Origin of the sequence: Pyxidicoccus xibeiensis (assembly GCF_024198175.1) — a bacterium.
Taxonomy (GTDB): domain Bacteria; phylum Myxococcota; class Myxococcia; order Myxococcales; family Myxococcaceae; genus Myxococcus; species Myxococcus xibeiensis.
Map to the genome: position 1 here is coordinate 1,980,043 of NZ_JAJVKV010000001.1, position 16,763 is coordinate 1,996,805.

The following is a 16,763-nucleotide window of genomic DNA, read 5'->3' on the forward strand; positions in this document are numbered from 1 at the left end:
ACCGCGGGCGATACTCCTCGACGAGGGGCAGTAGCGCTGTGGTCGCCTCCATCGCCCCCAGGCCGCCCGACACTGCCAGCGCTACGCGTATGGGGCGTCCGCCTCTGCTTCCGTGGAACGGTCGGAAGGCCACCCGGAGGCCGTTCGGGCGTCGCTCCTCCTCCCATTGGCTTCCTTCGACGGCACCTGCATCCACCTTACGCGCCGCCTCGTACTCCAGCGGTATTGCGGTGAGGATGACCACGTCGACGCTGCGCGAGCGTCCCCCAGGAGTGGACATGCCCGCAGTGTACTGGTCGAGCGGAACGCACCTCAACCCGAACGAGGGCCTGCCTCTGCGCCCATCTTCCGGCGGACTCCCGTCTCCGCCAGGAAACGCTCGGATCGCTCATCCTGACTGCACGGCAGTCGTAGCCACAATTCATCAGGCCCGGCCTGGCTCTTGCTCTGCCCAGTTGCTCCGCGAGGACGCGGGCAGAGGTGAAGGGGCGAGGGGCGCATGGCGGGAGTGGGCACGGAAGCAGGACCCAGCGGACAGGTCGACACGGAAACAGTCCAATGCGAGGGAGTTGACCTCCAGGGTAGGATGCCGCACGCTCCTCCCATGAAGCACGACTCGCCCAGGGGTGGAGACGACTACCCCCGAGCCCCCTCCCAATCGGAGTGGGACGCGATGACTCCCGAGGAGCAGGCCCGGGTGGTTGCCGAGCTACCAGACGAGGTGACGGACGCGGAGCTGTCTCCGCCCGAGGGAGACCAGCACTTCCTCGGCAAGGTCCGCGCGTTCGACACGCTCAAGGGGCACTTCGGCCGCGAGGGCCGGCGCGTCTACCTGGCTTGCGAGCTGCCCGTCTACTACCCGGCCGAGCGTCGCTTTGCGCCTGACCTGTTGGCCGTGGTGGATGCCGAGCCGCGTGAGCGGGGTAAGTGGGTGGTGAGTGCCGAGGGCAAGGGCCTGGACTTCGTGCTCGAGGTCCACGTGGGAGGCGACCGCAAGAAGGACGCGGTTCGGAACGTGGAGCGCTACTGCCGTCTCGGCATCCCCGAGTACTTCATCTACGACGCGAAGAAGCAGGAGCTGTGGGGCTACCGGCTGGCGAAGACGAGAGAGCGGAAGTACGTCCTCATCAAGCCCGTGAAGGGGCGGCTCGTCTCGAGGCGGCTCGGGCTGGCGGTGCAGGTGGACGACGGCCGGCTGCGCTTCTTCGAAAATGACAACCCGCTGCCGGAGTCCGGAGAGCTCATCGACCGGCTCCAGGAACTGACGGGGAAGCTCCAGCGTCGCGTGAAGGGCAGGGCACGCCGTTTGAAAAAGGAGACCCGGCTCCGCGAAGAGACTGAGCAACGACTCGCGGAGGAGACCCGAATCCGCGAAAAGATCGAGCGGCGGCTCGCGGAAGAAACCCGGCTCCGCGCAGAGGAGACCCGGCTCCGCGCAGAAGAGACCCGGCTTCGCACAGAAGAGACCCGGCTTCGCACGGAGGCACAGCAGCAGCTCAAGAAGCTCCAGGCCGAACTGGCACGGCTCAAGGGGCGCGGATCCTGACTCCACCTGCCACGGACGTCCCCCGTGCTGAAGCCATGATGCAGACCTGAGCCCACCGTGCGGCCCGCCTGTCACGACCTGGGGAGCATGGACCCGTCCCGATGACGCAGGTCCCTCCGGATGAAGACCGCGCTCCGCCGTGCCCTGCTCTGTGTCCTCTCCCTGCTCACCCTGCCCGCGCTGGCCGATGACGGGTTCGGCGTCATCCGAGGCCATGTCATCGACAGCCATGGCTGGGGACTCGTCGGGGGCATGCTCGTCACCCTCACCGCGCCCAGCCTTCAGGGCGAAGTCGTCGTCGTCACCGACGAGAACGGCTTCTACTGGGCGCCCCAGCTCCCCCCGGGCGTCTACCAGCTCGACTATGAAATCGAGGGCCTGAGTCCCTATCGGGTCGAGGACGTCCGCGTGTGGCTCAACCACACCCGGCTGGTGAACGTGGTGCTCCCCTGGGAACACGTGTACCGGGGAGGCCCCCCTCGCTTCGGGAGCGTCCACTGCGGCATGCGCCAGAGCAGCGCCAGCAGGCCGCCCCCCCCGAAGAACCGCGGCTACGGCTCGGAATGACGCTCCACCGGGGCCGCACGGACCCACGCCCTGTAAATCCCACCCAGCCGGCGCGTCCCAATCCCATACGACTGCCCGAGCGTGGTTTGCGGACACGCTGAAATGTTCTGCTCCCGCTCCTTGCGTCACCGGGGGCAGGTCCTGAAGTCATCCGCGCTGCTGTGTCTCGTTCTCTCCGTCTCCCTTCCCGCCATCGCCGCCGAGCGCGCAGTGCCCTGGGAGGGGCCCGCCTTCGAGGCCACGGGCGCCGCCATGGTCCGGGCCGCCTCGAAGCTGCCAGACCCCGCCGAGGGCACCGACGTGGAGGTCCTCCTCAAGGAGGGCCAGTACACGGAGCTTGCGCCCCACCGCTGGCGGGCCACCTCGCGCACCGTCTTCCGCATCCTCACCAGCGCCGGCGTGCGCCAGTGGGCCGAGGCTCGCGCCGAGTGGTCTCCCTGGCGCCAGCAGCGGCCCGTGCTCCGCGCCCGCGTCATCTCCCCGGACGGCAAGGAGCACCTGCTCGACGAGAAGACGCTGCATGACGCCCCGGTGGAGGACCCCGCGCCGGACATCTACACGGACACCCGCGCCCTGCGCGCGCCGCTCCCCGCGCTGCGCCCCGGCAGCGTCGTCGAGATGGAGTCCGTCGTCGAGGACACGCAGCCCTTCTTCGACGCGGGCGTCGTCACCCACTTCTACTTCGCCAGCCCCGTGCCCGTGCGCAAGGTGCGCCTGGGCATCGACGTGGCCCCGTCCACCCAGCTCACCCTGCGCGTGCGCGGCCTGCCGCTCGAGCCGCTGCCGCAGCACCAGTCCGACCGCAAGCGCCTGTCCTTCGAGGGCGGTCCCTACGCTCCCGTGGCCCCGCTCGAAGAGGACGTGCCGCCGTCCGAGGCCTTCTATCCGCACGTAGCCTTCTCCACCGGCCGCTCGTGGAACGAGGTGGCCTCCACCTACCACCGCATCATCGAGGGCCGCCTGGAGGGCGCGTCCCTCCAGGCCCGCGCGCGCGGACTGGTGAAGGGCGTGAAGGACCGCCGCGCCATTGCGCAGCGCCTGCTGGAGCACGTGCGCGAGTCCGTCCGCTACACGGGCCTGGAGTTCGGCGCCGCCGCCATCGTCCCCGCCAGCCCGCAGGAAGTGCTCCAGCGCCAGTACGGCGACTGCAAGGAGCTGTCCACGCTGCTGGTGGGCCTGCTGCGCGGCGCCGGTGTGCCGGCCCACGTGGCGCTCGTCCGCTCCGGCCGCGAGGACGTGCCCGAGCTGCCCGGCATGGGCTTCTTCAACCACGCCATCGTCTACGTGCCCGGCACGCCGGCCCTGTGGATGGACCCCACCGACGCGGGCGGCGCGGTGGGCATGCTCGCCCCGGAGCTGCAGGGGCGCCACGCGCTGGTGGCCACGCCGGACACCCAGGGCCTCACCCGCATCGACGAGGCGCAGCCCGAGGGCAACACCGCCATCTTCACCCGCACCGTGACGCTGTCCGACGAGGGCCCCGCCCGCGTGCACGAGACGCGCGAGCTGGAGGGCGCGCTGGCCGTGCAGTACCGGCGCCTGCTGCGCGCCGTGCGTCCCGCCGACTTCCGCCGCAACATGGAGGCCGTCGCCACCGCGCAGTTCCAGGGCACGCTCGAGGGCATGAAGCACACGCCGCTGGATGACGGCACCGGCCCCTTCCGCCTGGAGCTGGACGTCGCGTCCGCCCGCTTCGCCACCACCGGCTGGCGCAGCGCCCGCGTCCCGCTGCGCCTCGAGTCGCCCCTGGCCTGGCTCCCCGACGCGCTCGACGACGTCCGCGACTTGCTGCCCGATGAGCTGGGCCGCATGCGCCCGCCCACGGCGAAGCGTCAGTCCGATCTGGTGCTGCCCGTGGCCTACCGCGCCGAGGTCCGCTACCGGCTCGAGCCGCCCACCGGCTTCGCCCTGCAGTCCGTCCCCCGAGACGAGACGCTGCCCCTGGGCCCCGCCACCCTGGCCCTGCGCTACCAGCGCGAGCAGGACGGCGGGCTCTCGGCCACCTTCCGCTTCGACGCCGTCCGCCGCCGCTACACGCGCGACGAGGTGGCCGCCTTCCGCACCGCCCTGGCCGCGCTCGCCCGCCGCGAGCCGCTGGTGGTGGAGTTCGAGGACAAGGGCTCGCGACTCGTCGAGGGTGCGCGGGTGCGCGACGGGCTCGCCGTCTACGAGAAGGGGCTCAACAACCGCTCCGACTCCGCGCTGGTGCGCGCCCGCTACGCCGGCACGCTGCTGCGCCTGGGCTTCGGCGAGCAGGCCCGCGCCGAGGCCCGCCGCGCGGTGGAGCAGCGCCCCTCCTCGCCCCTGGTGCACCACGTGCTCGCGTGGGTGCTGCAGCATGACCTGTACGGCCGGCTGCGCCGTCCGGGCGCGGACCTGGAGGGCGCCGTGACGGCCTGCCGCCAGGCCATCACCCTGGAGCCGGAGAACCTCGCCGCGCACCTCTTGCTGGCGGACCTGCTGGAGCACAACGCCAGGGGCGAGCGCTTCGGCCAGGGCGCGAAGCTCACCGAGGCCGTGGCCACCTGGCGCCACCTGCGTGACACCCTGGGCGCGCGCGACGTGGACGACCGGCTGCTGGCGGCCCTGTTCCGCTCCGGCGCCACCGCGGATGCGCTGGAGGCCGCGCGCGCCTCGTCGCCTTCCGAGCTGCGCGACAGGGTGCTCGTCATGGCCACCGCGGAGGTGAAGGGCGCGGCCGAGGCCATCTCCGCTGCGGAGCGCGAGCTGGAGGGCCTGGACTCGCGGCGCGACGCGCTGGCGCTCGCGGGAGACCACCTGCTCACCCGGGGGCGCTCCGACGTGGCGGCGCAGCTCTTCGAGGCGGCGCTGAAGGGCGCGTACGACCCGGACCGGAAGTTCAAGCTCGAGCTGGCGCGCAAGCCGCGCACCGAGGCGAAGCAGGACAAGGGCCCCGAGGCGCTGGTGCGTCGCATCGTCCTGGCGGCCTGGACGTCTCGCGACGCGAAGGAGTTCGAGTCCGCCATCCTCCCGTTCCTCTCCTCGCGCGACAGGAAGGACAGCGCGCTGCACCAGAAGCTGGAGGCCCTGCACGCGCAGGCCTCGCGCTACGCGGCGTCGATGCCGGACGGCGTGGGCGCGAAGTCCATGGCGGAGCTGGCGGTGGCGGCGCTCGACTTGAAGCCCGAGGGCCAGGAGAAGGTCGGCTACCGCGTGCGGCTCAACGTGCTGCTGGGGGGCCAGGCCTACGAGGACGTCTGGTACGTGGTGCGGGAGAACAAGGAGTACAAGCTCCTGGCGTCGGCGTCGGACCCGCGGCCGCTCGGCGCGGAGGCGCTGCGGTGGCTGGACGCCAGCCAGCTGAAGGAGGCCCTGCTGTGGATTGGCTGGGCCGTGCAGGACGCGCGCGACGTGCCCCCCGAGGGCCTGTCCCCGCTGGCCTCCTTCACGAACACGCTGCGGGGCTTCTCCGGCATGGAGGCCGTGACGCAGCTGCGCGCCGCGTGCGCCTACCTGGGCGCGAGCACGGGCGACGCGCGCGTGCTGGCGGCGCTGCGGGCCCAGGCGAAGTTCGCCGCGGGCGAGGAGCGGCACCGGCTGCTGATGGCCCTGGCGGTGGTGCACCGCGCGGCGGGCCGGAGCGCGGACGCGGAGGCGCTGGTGGACGAGGTGCGCGAGGACGTGCCGGTGTCGTCCGAGGCCTTCTGGCTCAAGCGCGAGTTCCTCACGGAGCGCGGCCAGTGGACGGGCCTGCGGGACGCGGCGGAGGGGCGGCTCGGCCTGCTGCACACGGATGCGCTGGGCCTGGAGACGCAGCTGGTGGCGGCGGTGAACCTGCGCGACTGGGACGACGCGGAGAAGACGGGCAAGCAGCTGGTGAAGCTGGGCACGGCGGGCGCGGACGCCTACCGCTCACTGGCGTGGGCGGCGCTGCTCAAGGGCCGCGCGACGTCGGAGGACGTGGAGTGGGCCCAGCGGGCCGTGCGCATGAGCCCCACCGGAGACGTGGAGTCGCTCGCGCTGCTCGCCACGCTGCTGGTGGAGACGGGGAAGCTGGAGGAGGGCCGGAAGCTGGCGGACACCGCGCTCGCGCAGGACCTGTCCGGCGACGTGGACCCGGGTGTCCTCTACGTGAGGGCCCGGCTCGCCGAGGCCTTCGGGCTGCCCGAGGCGGCGCGGGCCCTCTACCGCGCCATGCCTCCGGCGCAGACGCCCGACGCGCGCTCCTTCCAGCGGCTCGCCCAGGGCCGCCTGGCCGGTGGCCGCAAGAGCGGGATGACGGCGTCCCGCACGAAGAAGTGAGCGGCCCGGCCACCTACTGCTTCCGCGCGGCGAGCGCGCGGACCCGGGTCTGCTCCCGCATGTAGCCGCAGTACGGTGAGACGGAGCCCCAGCCCTCGCAGCTCATGCCCATGAGGCGGCGGGCCTCCTGGAGGTTCCGGGGCACCCCGTTCCCCGTCGCATGCAGCCGCGCCAGGGGCTCGCAGCCCTGGTACTCGCCTCGCTGGCCGGGCGGGGCGGGGTGGCAGTACTTCTCGTAGGTGGCCCGTGCGGCCTGCACGTTCTGGGGGACTCCCAGCCCCTCGAGCTGCAGGTGGGCGAGCTCGAGGCAGCCCGAGACTTCGTTCGCCGCGCAGGAGGTCTCGAAGGCGCGCGCCGCCCGGGTCGCGGAGTAGCGCGGGCTCCAGGGCCCGGCGAGGTGGAGCTGCCCCTGCTCGACGCAGCTGGAGCGGAACGTGCTGCAGCTGTGCGTGGCGGACCTCAGCAGGAGCGCGTACTGCTCCGGCCGCAGCGCCCAGCACGCGCGCCGGTAGTCCAGGATGCCGGGGAGCGTCTCGCACATCGACTTCAGGAGCCCGGCGGAGGGCACCAGCCCGTCGTTGGGGAGGCTGCGCCCGGTCCACTGGCTCGACAGGCCCAGCTCGATGCAGCCCTCGACGCTGCCCAGCTTGCAGCCATGCGCGAAGGCGGACAGCGCCTCGGCCTCGCGGAGCGAATCCATGTGATGCCGGCCGAGCCGCAGGCACGACACCGCCTGGCCTTCCTGACACTGCTGCTCGCAGCGCTTCGCGTCGTACGGGGCGCACGTCTGGCTCCACCGTTCGGGGGGGAGCGCGGGCGTGAGGAAGAACTCCACCATGTCGGCGTCCTGATGCTCGGCGTACTCCGTCCCGCCCGTGAAGCCCATCGCCGTGCCCGGCCCCACGCCGTTGAGCCGGCCCTGCTTCGGATGCGTGGCCTGGATGCCCTGGGCATCCACGAGCTCCAGCTGGAGGATGGGCAGGTAGCGGGGACAGTCCACCTCGGCCCCCAGCTCCACCTCGCGGCGGGTCCCCGCCTCGACTTCGGCCAGCACGCTGCCGACGCGGTACTCGTAGGGGTTGGTCGTGGTGATGACGAGCCGGGCCTCCAGTCCCAGGCGAAGCCGCACGGTCTGCTGCATCCCCAGGGGGTTCTCCAGCACCGCCAGCGCGCTGAGGGCGCAGCGCCCGTCCCGGTCATGCAGGAGCTTCCACGCGCCCGCGACGATGCCGCCGCGCAGGAACCGCATGAGGTGCTCGCCGGGCAGCACGAGGCTGATGTTGGTGTCCTTCAGGCGCTCCACCGCGAGTCCCACCAGCGCGCCCTGCGCGTCCAGCACCGGGCCGCTCGTCTGGCCGTGGTTGATGCCCACGTCCACCTGGAGGAAGCGCACCTTGCCCGCGGAGTCCCGCTGCGCGCTGGCGACCGCTCCGGACGCGAGCTGCGGCACCGGGTTGCGACGCAGCTGGCCCTTCGCGTCCAGCCGGTAGCCGAGCACCCGCACCGGCGTGCCGCTGGACAGCGTCTCACCCTGGGCCAGGGTGAGCGGCACCACGTCGTCCCGGGCGGAGACCACCGAGAGCAGCACCAGGCCCGCGTCGGCGCTGGCGCGCAGCACCTCGGCCTTGAGCTCCAGCGACTCCGGCTGGGCGGGGCGCAGGCGCACCGTCAGCGCGGGCAGCGGCGCACCGGGCTTCCAGTCCGCCCCCAGCACATTCCCGCTCGCGAGCACCACCAGGCGGCCTGCCTCCCGCCGCTCGATGACGACGCCCGCGGCGGTGCCCCGCTCGGAGCGCACCAGCACCGTGGCCGTGCGCGCCTGCTCCTCGCCTTCCATGGCCTTCGCGGGGGGAGCGAGCTTCACCGCCAGCTCGCGGTCATCGAAGGTGGCGGGAGGCTCGCGCTGCAGCTGCAGCCACGCGTCCACCGTCTCCGACGTAATCATCACGCTCGTCTCCGAGCCGCGCAGGTGCGCCACCGCGACGCCGATGGCCCGCCCGCTGGCATCCACCACCGGGCCTCCGCTGTTGCCCGGGTTGATGCCCACCTCCACCACGCGCCGTCCCTGCTCGCGCACCGGCTCGGGCGTCTGAAGCCCCAGCCAGCCGCCGTTGACGGTGACGTCCGGGTAGTTCTTCTGGAAGCCCAGTCCCTGGCCGAAGGGGTAGCCCACGACGAACAGGGCCATGGGCTCGGGCAGGGACGTGGTGTGGCGGAGGGTGAGCTCGGGCCACCGCTCGGGCTGGTCCAACAGCGCCAGCACCGCCAGGTCCCGGGCCTGGTCCGAGGCCCGGACGGCGGCTCTCAGGTTCTGCCGCTTCCCGTCGGGCATCGTCATCACCACGCCCACGTGGCTGGGAACGCCCGTGCGGCCCCGCACCACGTGGTCGTTGGTGAGGATGAGCGTGCGGCCATGGTCGCTCTGGAAGACGAAGCCGCTGCCCGTGGCGTCGTAGGTGTGCACCAGCACCGAGGCCCGGCGCACGTGCTCCAGCGTCTCCTCGTGCAGGCGGGGCGGCGGCGGGGGCTCGAAGGCGAAGGAGGCGACGATGGCGGCCAGCTCCCCGTCGAGCGAGGGGAAGCGGTGGCGCGGCGCGACGGCGTCGACGAAGAAGGCGTAGTCCCCGTGCACCAGCACCGCGGCATGCGCCTCCATGGGCTGGCCCGCGGCCTGAAGGCGCAGGTGGTAGCGGCGCGCGGCATCGAAGCGGCCCTCGACGGGCTCCGTCGCCACCACCTCGAAACCGGAGGTGCCGTCCTCCTGCTGGCCGCGCGCCTCCAGCAGCTTCCCGGCGGCCTCGTCCAGGTCCACGCCGCCGGCACCTGGCAGATGCAGCACCCGCACGGCCACCACCGCGTCGCGCGAGGGCAGCAGCCACACGCGGTCCAGGCCCGAGTCCAGTGAGGCGAGGTAGCTCGCGCTCGCCTGCCGCCAGCCGGTGGCGGGGAAGGTGAGCCGGTACGGCACGTCCTGTCCCTGCGCCGCCAGCACGACGTCCGGCTCGAGCGCGCCGCGCAGCGACAGCAGCCTCGTGTTGAGGGGCGACGTCTGCGTGAAGCGCGCGGAGAGCAGCACGGCCAGGATGGTGCAGACACCGCCGGTCAGGACGGAGCCCGCCAGCCGCCGCCATGGCCCCGGCTCCCCGGCGAGCAGCAGCCCCAGCCCCACCAGGGTCCCCAGCTGCAGCGCCACCACCACCGGGTCCGCCGCGCGCGAGGCCACGGCCAGCAGCCCCAGGCCCAGGAGCAGCCGCGCGAGGACGACCGCGTGTACACGTGCCACCCCGAGCAGCAGGCCCAGGCCCAGCACCGTGTCGATGGCCGCCGCGGCCAGCACGACCTTCCCGCTCACCTGCGCGCCGGAGGTGAGCACGTGGCCGGCCACCGTGAGCGCAACGCCAGCGAGCAGGAAGCCGCCCGCCAGGCGGGAGCCCGCTGTCGGCCTCCGTGGCACGCAGGCCTCCCACAGCCGCCGGAGCTTCCCGGACCGCCGGGGCGCTTGCGCGTGCTTCCAGGCGGGCGTGGACGCGGAAGGTGCCCGCAGCACTCGTGGCGCGGGCATCGGAGGGATGATGTCGATGTGCGGCGGCGGGGCTTCCTCGGCTCGCGGCGCGGGCCTCGAGGCGCTGACCTCGGCGTGAGAAGGCGCGGGCAGGTCGAGCTCGAACTCCAGCGAGAAGTCCTCCTCGACAGGCACGGCGGGCGCGGTGGACCCGGCGGGCTCGATGGGCTCCACGACGAGGTCGCCGGAGAAGTCCCAGGAGTCGTCCACGACCGGCCGTGGCGCGGGCGCGGGCTCTGGATGACTCAGGGCGACTTCAGCGGTCCGCGGCTCGGCGCTGGCCGGGTCGAGCTCGAACGACTCGGCGCCATACGTGGCGCGCTGGCACTTCGGGCAGCGCGGAGCGGGCTGCCGCTCGTGCAGGTGGGAGCAATGCGGGCACAGAATCCAGCGTTCCATGTGAGTCCGCGCCGCGGCACTCCCCCAGGAGGACGCAGACCGGGCCTTGGGGAGTGAAGCCTCGGCGCGGCGTGAAGCGGACACGCCCGCGCACCCGAGGCAGCGCCAACTCTAGCGGCAGTCATTGCACGGAGGAAGGTGCCCCCCGAGCAGGCGGCACCGCTTCACCCCGCGTGCCTGCCAGCGCCCGCGCGGAGAGAGGATGTCCTGGCTGTAAACCGTCAATTCAAGACAACGGTTCTGAATCCCAGACACCCTCTCTCGTCACGGCTCGAGCCGTGTGCGCTGCCCGCGCGCGGTCGCCAGCGTTCGCTTTCCGCGGACTCACCAGGACAGGCGCGTGCCCAGGCCGAAGGTCAGGTAGTTCGGATAGCCCGTCGACGACCCCGTGAGGGGCCCGAGGTAGCGCACGTCGACGACCAGGGGGAACTGGTTCACCATGAAGGCCAGCTCCCCTCCCAGGAAGTAGAACGTGTCCGCCTCCCCGCCGGCATTGCCCAGGGCGAGCCCGGCCAGGAAGTTGGGGCGCACGGCGGTGTCGTCGAACCCGAGGCGCAGCACGCCGGACAGCAGCATGAGCCCGCCCGGGATGCTCTCCGTGTTCTCGCCTCCGCTGGGTGCCTGGCTGACGCGGGTCTGCGAGCCGGCCTTGAGGAAGTAGGCCACCTCCGGACCCGCCGCGACGAAGCGGTTGAAGCGCGCGAGCAGCTGCACCCGCGCTCCGGGCCCGCCGTGCTCGCCGCCCTCGATGTTCTCCCCGTTCGCATAGCCGAGCTGCAGGCCCAGCTGCGTGATGATGCCGCTGCCCGGCTCGCCCTCCTGTGCCAGCGCCCCACTCGCCAGCAGCCAGACCGCGATACCGAACCCAACCTGCTTGCTCTTCATTGCCGTCTCCCTGCCACGGAACTTCGCATGGGTGCTCAGGGCGTCGCGCGCTCCGGACGCGGGCGGCTCGCCACCCGGCACCTCGGTACGTGCTGTCAGGCGCGTCTCGCACGCGCTGTCTGCCCTGCCGGCCTCGGCCGCAGTCTACTCATGAAATCCCCGGGGGAAATGACAAGACTTCCAGATGTCCGAAGCCTGGAGATGGTTCACGGACATGGAGAGGGGCCCCCCTCCTGCGCGAGTGCCCTTTGTGGGTAGGCTGTCATTGAGGCCGGCCCCCGCGCCCGACAGAAAGCCCGTCAGCGATGATTCGAGACCCAGCGGAGTTCCTGCAGCGCATCCCCGAGCTGCGGGCCCTGTGTGAGGACGCGGGCGTGCGCCGCGCCGTGGAGCGCGGAGACCCGTTCAAGCTGTACCGCGCGCTCAGGTGGGCCCGGTGGCTCGGGCGCCTGCGCTCGCACCGCCAGGTGCTCGACACGCTCCTGCGCCAGCGCCGCCTCTTCGCCCGGCCGCTCAAGCAGGGCGGGCTCTTCCTCGGGACGTTCAACGGCTTCGGCGCCACGCTGCTGGGCAGCGCCGAGCCGGACGCGGAGGACGGCACGTCCATCGCCACGCACGCGGTGGTCGCGCTCTTCGCCGTCCCGCTCCTGCCGCTGGGCGCGTACGTGGTGCGCCCCGCCGACAGCAACAACCCGCTCAGCCGCTCCTGGACGTTCTTCGCGCGCGTGCCCCTGGGGACGCTGCCCTGGCTGTGGGGCCGGGTCGTGGCGCTCTCCGTCATCGCCCTGGTGGCCACCGGCGCGGCGCGCGCCTTCCATGCCTCGCGCTACCGCGACGTGTACGTGGCCAACGCCTTCGAGCAGCCCCTGAGCGTGACGCTGGGCGGCCGGACGTTGACCGTGGCCCCGCGCCAGGTGGCCACCCTCACCGTGCCCCTGGGCACGCAGCGGGCCGTGGCCGTCTCGCCGGATGGCGTGCAGGTGGACGCGGTGGAGTTGAACGTCCGCGCCGGCCCGGCCGTGCAGGTGTGGAACATCGCGGGCGGCATGCCCGTCCTCCTGCGGGACGTCGTCTACTCCTCCATGCCGTCCGCGAACGACGGCAGCCCGGCCACGGTGTACTGCGGGCAGCGCTTCATCGAGCTCGCGAAGGTCGACGACGTCTTCGTCGAGCCGCCCTTGCAGCTCAGCACCCGGAGCGGTGGCAGCACGACCCGTCGCTATCTGGGAATCGCGACAGAGGAAGGCGTGGTGCCGCTGGAGCTCTGCTCCACCTACCTCCTCTCGCAGGACAGGCTGGGCGAGACGCTCCCGTTCTCCGAGGTGGCGGCCCGGCTCTCCGGGTGGGGGGAAGCCGAGGTCTCCCGCGCGCTCCAGGCCGCGCTGGCCTCCGGCCCCGGGGCGCTCATCCGCTTCACCCGCTCCTCCCTGGAGGCCCGCCCGAAGGACCCGGAGGCCCACCGGCTGTACCAGTGGGCCGTCGAGCGGGAGGGCAACGTCGAGGAGCTCCTCTCCGAGTACGCGGCGCGGGCCCGGGCGGAGCCGGACTCGGCGGACGCGCAGTACCTGCATGCGCGCCTGCTGCGAGGCGCCGCGCGGGCAGGCGCCATGGAGCGGCTCGCGGAGCGCTTCCCCGACCACTCCGACACGCTGCGCTCGGTGGCCCACCACCGCTACCTCGCCGGGAAGTGGGAGGGCTCGGTGAAGGCGTGGGAGCGGCTGCGCGCGCTGGACGCGGAGACCGCGACGAACAGCCTCGACGAGCAGGTGGCGGCGCTCGTGGCGCTCGGCCGTCCGGCGGAGGCGCTCGCGCTGCTGGCCGACCTCTTCAAGTCGGACGATGCCCAACTGCGGCGCACGGTGGCCGAGCTCCATGCGCTCGTGGCGGCGCGCACCGGCCAGGGCCAGCCCGACGCGCTCGTCGCCGCGCTGGAGCAGGAGCACGAGGGCAAGCCCTTCACCCTGCTGCGCGTGCGCGCCCACCTGCCGCTGAAGGAGGCGCCCCAGTTCGCGGGAGAGCGGCTGATGTCCGTGATTGGCAAGGAGCCCGGGGCCGCCCTGGAGGAGGCCCGGGCGCTGAAGGAGTTCGAGCTCCCCAGCCTCACCGAGGTGTCCTGGGCCCTGGCCTATGGCGAGGCCGTGCGCACGGCCTCGGAGGAGAGTGAGCGCTCACTCTCGCGGGCGTACGTGCTGAGCCCCCGTCAGCGCGAGGACTTCCGGCGCTTCGTCCGGGGGGAGAGCGCCGCCCTGGACCCGGACGAGCTGTCGCCGGAGGTCCGCGCCGCCGCCTACTTCGTCCGCTCCCGTGACACGTCGCTCCCGGAGGCCGAGCGCCGCAAGCTCGTGGTGCAGGCGCGGCGGGACGACGGGCTCCACGGCTCCGTCAGCGAGGCCATCAGCGCATGGACTCCGTGAACCCTTCTGGTGTCGCCCGGCGCGCGGTGCTCACCGTCGTGCTGTGGGCGGGCTTCTGGCTCCTGGGCCTGGCCGTCGCCGCGGGCCTGCTCTGGGTGCCCATCGCCGAGGAGCGCTACACCGGCTCGGTGGGCCTGTCCGGCCTGCTGTCCGCCGCCGGCGCGCTGACGGTGCTGTGGGCGCTGAGGCCGCGAGGCTGGTTCAGCCGGGAGAAGCGCGACGAGGTCCGGCCGCTCACGCGCGAGGACTTCCCCGCCCTCTTCACGCTGCTGGACGAAGTGGCCGTCCGGGCCGGCGCGTCCGTGCCCCGGAAGGTGTACCTGTCCGGCGAGGCCACGGCCTTCATCGCCATGGAGCGGCGCTGGCTGGGCCTGCGCCGGGAGCCGGTGGTGGGCATCGGCCTGCCGCTGTTCGCCTTCCTGGACCGCGAGGAGCTGGCGTCCGTCCTCGCGCACGAGTACGGCCACCACCAGGGCGGAGACCTGGCGCTGGGCCCGTGGGTGTACCGCACGCGCCGCTCCATCGCCCTGGCGGTGGACTCGCTGGAGGACTCGGCCTTCTTCCTGGACGTGCCCTTCCAGCTCTACGGCCGGTTCTTCCTCAGCGCCTCCAGCGCCGTGTCGCGGCAGCAGGAGCTGGCGGCGGACGCGCTCGCCGCGTCGGCCTGCGGCACGCGCGCCACGGCCAGCGCCCTGCGCAAGGTGCACGCGCTGGGGCCCGTGTGGGGGGCGTACTTCGAGCACGAGCTGCTGCCCCTCTTCGGCCAGCGCGTGCGCGTCCCGTTGCTGGAGGGGTTCCGCCGCTTCGTCGCGGAGGAGCACCGCCGCGCGGACGTGGAGCAGGGACTGCAGGAAGCGCTGGCGCGGCCTCCCTCCCAGTGGGACTCGCACCCGCCGCTGCAGGAGCGGCTGCGCGGGGTGGGCTACCCCGGCGAGGGCGCCTCCACGCCCGCCTCGTGGCTCCCGCTGGCCGGGTGCCTGGAGCTGCTCGGCGGTGAGCGGGCAGCGGAGGACACCTGGGTGGAGCGCTCCATCACCGAGGGGCTGGTGTCCCTGGCCTGGGAGGAGATTGCCGGGAAGGTCCACCTGCCGGAGCTGCAGAAGCAGTGGGTGGGCACGGCCATCGACCCGGGCCGCACGCCGCTGGGCGCCCTGCCGGGGTTCCTGAAGGAGGGTGAGGCGCTCTGGAACCGGATTCGCCCCCAGGGGTTGGACCTGCTGTCCGCGGAGGGCAAGCGCCAGCGCGTGCGCCGCATCCTCGTGGAGTGGCTGGGCGCGGCGCTGGTGCACCGGGGCTTCCTGCCGCAGCTGCGCCCCGGAGCGAACCTCCGCTTCGTCTGCGGCGACATCTCCGTGGAGCCCGCGGTCATCGTCCGCAGGCTCGCGGAGGGCGCGCTGTCCGAAGCGCAGTACCTGGAGGCGTGCGAGCTGCTCGAGGCGGCCTCGAGTCAGCTCGCGACGGCGTAGCGGCTACGGCTCCTTGAAGACGAGCAGGCCGCGCGTCTGGTCCACCACGTAGACGTGCCCGTCCCCGGGCACGCGGATGCCAATGGCGCCCTCGTACAGGCCGGTGTCGTTGTCCGGGTCCGTGTCGCGGAAGGTGTTGTAGTACGCGACCTGGCGCGGCTGCGTCGGGTCCGACACGTCCAGCACCCGCACGCCCTCGTGGTACCAGGCGATGTACAGGCGCGTGCCCACCAGCAGGATGTTGTGGATGGACGCGACGTCCCGCAGCTTGAACTCGCCAATCTTCACGATGTGCGCCGGGTCATCCACCTTCAGCACGCGCAGGTGCGCGCCCATCCGCTCTCCACCCTCGAAGGCGAGCGTGTGGCCGCCGATGACGCCCACCGCGCTGTGGTGGCTGAAGGCGTTGGGGAAGGTGTAGCCGCCCAGGTGCCGGCTGTTGGCCGGGTCGCGCACGTCGAACACCTGGTAGCCGTCATTCCCGTGGCTGACGTAGAGCCGGTCCCCGAAGGCGAAGGCGTCATGCGGGTAGCTGACGCGGGTGGCGTGGGCCATGCGGCCGAGCAGCACGGGCTGCGTGGGCGTGGAGACGTCGAAGATGAGCGTCTCGCCATTGGGCGAGGGGGACATGGCGTAGAGCCGGTCCCCGTCCACCAGCACGGTGTGCACGTTGAGCGCCGCGCCGCCGGGCAGGCTGCGCAGGAAGGCGGGCTGGCCCGGGTTGGAGATGTCGAAGACGATGACGCCCGACGTGCCGCTGGCGACGTAGAGGGCGTCTCCCTTGGCCCACACGCCATTCCAGTAGCTGTCCCCGGGGATGCTGATGCTGCCCTTGAAGATGGGGTGGCTCCGGTCCGTCACGTCGAAGATGGTGAGCCCGCCCTCGCGGCCCTTCCCGTTGATGGACACCACGTACGCGTGGTTCTTCGCGACGTAGACGTCCACCGGGTCGCCCAGCTCCACGCGCGACTCGGAGAGGGCGCGCAGGCCGCCGGCGGACTCTCGCTCGGCGCGCGCCCAGGACATCCGCTCGGCGCGGAAGGTGCCCACGTAGCCCTGGCTTTCGCCGGTGCAGAAGGAGAAGCAGCCCGTGAGCACGCCCGGGGACGGCGCCGCGCAGCCCACGAGCGTGTACGTGGTGGTCACCGGGCCCGCCTCGGTCTGCTCGACGGCATAGCCGGTGAAACGGCCTGTCTCCGCGGCGAGCTGCGCTTCATTGGCCCGGGTCGGGTAGCCCTGGACGAGGGACGGGGTGCCGTCCTCGGCGAACCGCAGGCTTCCACCGCCGCTGGCGATGTACGGCGTGTTCTCCTCGCCGCCCGGAATCTCGTAGCGGAGCTTCGCCCGGTAGATGCCCTTGCGGCTCAGCTGCCCCAGCGTGTCGCGCTGGCAGCCGGACAGGTCGAAGGACGCCAGCGAGGTGCCGCACGGGCCATACCGCTCCGCCAGCGCCCGGCAGGAGGCATGGCGGCCGGTGTCCTCCCAGTCGCCGTACTCCTCCAGCGGCGTGAAGCGCCCATCCCAGGGCTTGCGCTTCTCTTCCTCCTCCGAGCCACAGCCGGCCACTCCCAGCAGACAGGCCAGCAGGGCCGCCACGGCTCCACGGTGCATGCGCGTCATCATCCCACCCCCTCGTGACAGGACGCGACCACCCGGCCATG

8 protein-coding genes are annotated in these 16,763 nt (G+C 72.6%); 5 read left to right on the forward strand and 3 right to left on the reverse strand.

Annotation, left to right across the window (positions count from 1 at the left end; translation table 11 throughout):
* Positions 1-673: 673 nt before the first annotated feature.
* The 3 genes from LXT23_RS08035 (at position 674) to LXT23_RS08045 (ending at position 6,376) form a co-directional block, all read left to right on the forward strand.
* A complete protein-coding gene (locus LXT23_RS08035; protein WP_323378825.1) occupies positions 674-1,546 on the forward strand; it encodes a Uma2 family endonuclease in 873 nt (290 codons plus the stop codon).
* A gap of 120 nt (positions 1,547-1,666) precedes the next feature.
* Positions 1,667-2,113 carry a carboxypeptidase-like regulatory domain-containing protein gene (locus tag LXT23_RS08040; RefSeq protein ID WP_253979471.1) on the forward strand — a complete coding sequence of 149 codons (447 nt, stop codon included), beginning with the start codon at positions 1,667-1,669 and terminating at the stop codon, positions 2,111-2,113.
* Between the two features lie 102 nt (positions 2,114-2,215).
* A complete protein-coding gene (locus LXT23_RS08045; RefSeq protein WP_253979472.1) occupies positions 2,216-6,376 on the forward strand; it encodes a DUF3857 and transglutaminase domain-containing protein in 4,161 nt (1,386 codons plus the stop codon).
* Between the two features lie 13 nt (positions 6,377-6,389).
* On the opposite strand, the gene LXT23_RS08050 is transcribed toward LXT23_RS08045, so the two are convergent.
* Both LXT23_RS08050 and LXT23_RS08055 read right to left on the reverse strand, forming a co-directional pair.
* The gene (locus LXT23_RS08050; RefSeq protein ID WP_253979473.1) at positions 6,390-10,337 is read right to left on the reverse strand and encodes a bifunctional trypsin-like peptidase domain-containing/SEL1-like repeat protein; all 3,948 of its coding nucleotides are present in this window, start codon (positions 10,335-10,337) and stop codon (positions 6,390-6,392) included.
* A 324-nt stretch (positions 10,338-10,661) separates the two neighbouring features.
* Positions 10,662-11,222: a hypothetical protein gene (locus tag LXT23_RS08055; protein ID WP_253979474.1), complete on the reverse strand. Its 561-nt coding sequence runs from the start codon at positions 11,220-11,222 to the stop codon at positions 10,662-10,664.
* A gap of 305 nt (positions 11,223-11,527) precedes the next feature.
* On the opposite strand from LXT23_RS08055, the gene LXT23_RS08060 reads away from it, so the two are divergent.
* Positions 11,528-13,636, forward strand: coding sequence for a tetratricopeptide repeat protein (locus LXT23_RS08060; RefSeq protein ID WP_253979475.1), 2,109 nt, complete (start codon positions 11,528-11,530; stop codon positions 13,634-13,636).
* Complete coding sequence (locus tag LXT23_RS08065; protein ID WP_253979476.1) at positions 13,624-15,102, forward strand: M48 family metallopeptidase; 1,479 nt, start codon at positions 13,624-13,626, stop codon at positions 15,100-15,102. The genes LXT23_RS08060 and LXT23_RS08065 overlap by 13 nt, the downstream gene beginning before the upstream one ends.
* A gap of 3 nt (positions 15,103-15,105) precedes the next feature.
* On the opposite strand, the gene LXT23_RS08070 is transcribed toward LXT23_RS08065, so the two are convergent.
* Entirely contained in the window at positions 15,106-16,725 is a 1,620-nt protein-coding gene (locus tag LXT23_RS08070) for an LVIVD repeat-containing protein (protein WP_253979477.1), read from the reverse strand.
* Positions 16,726-16,763: the final 38 nt, after the last annotated feature.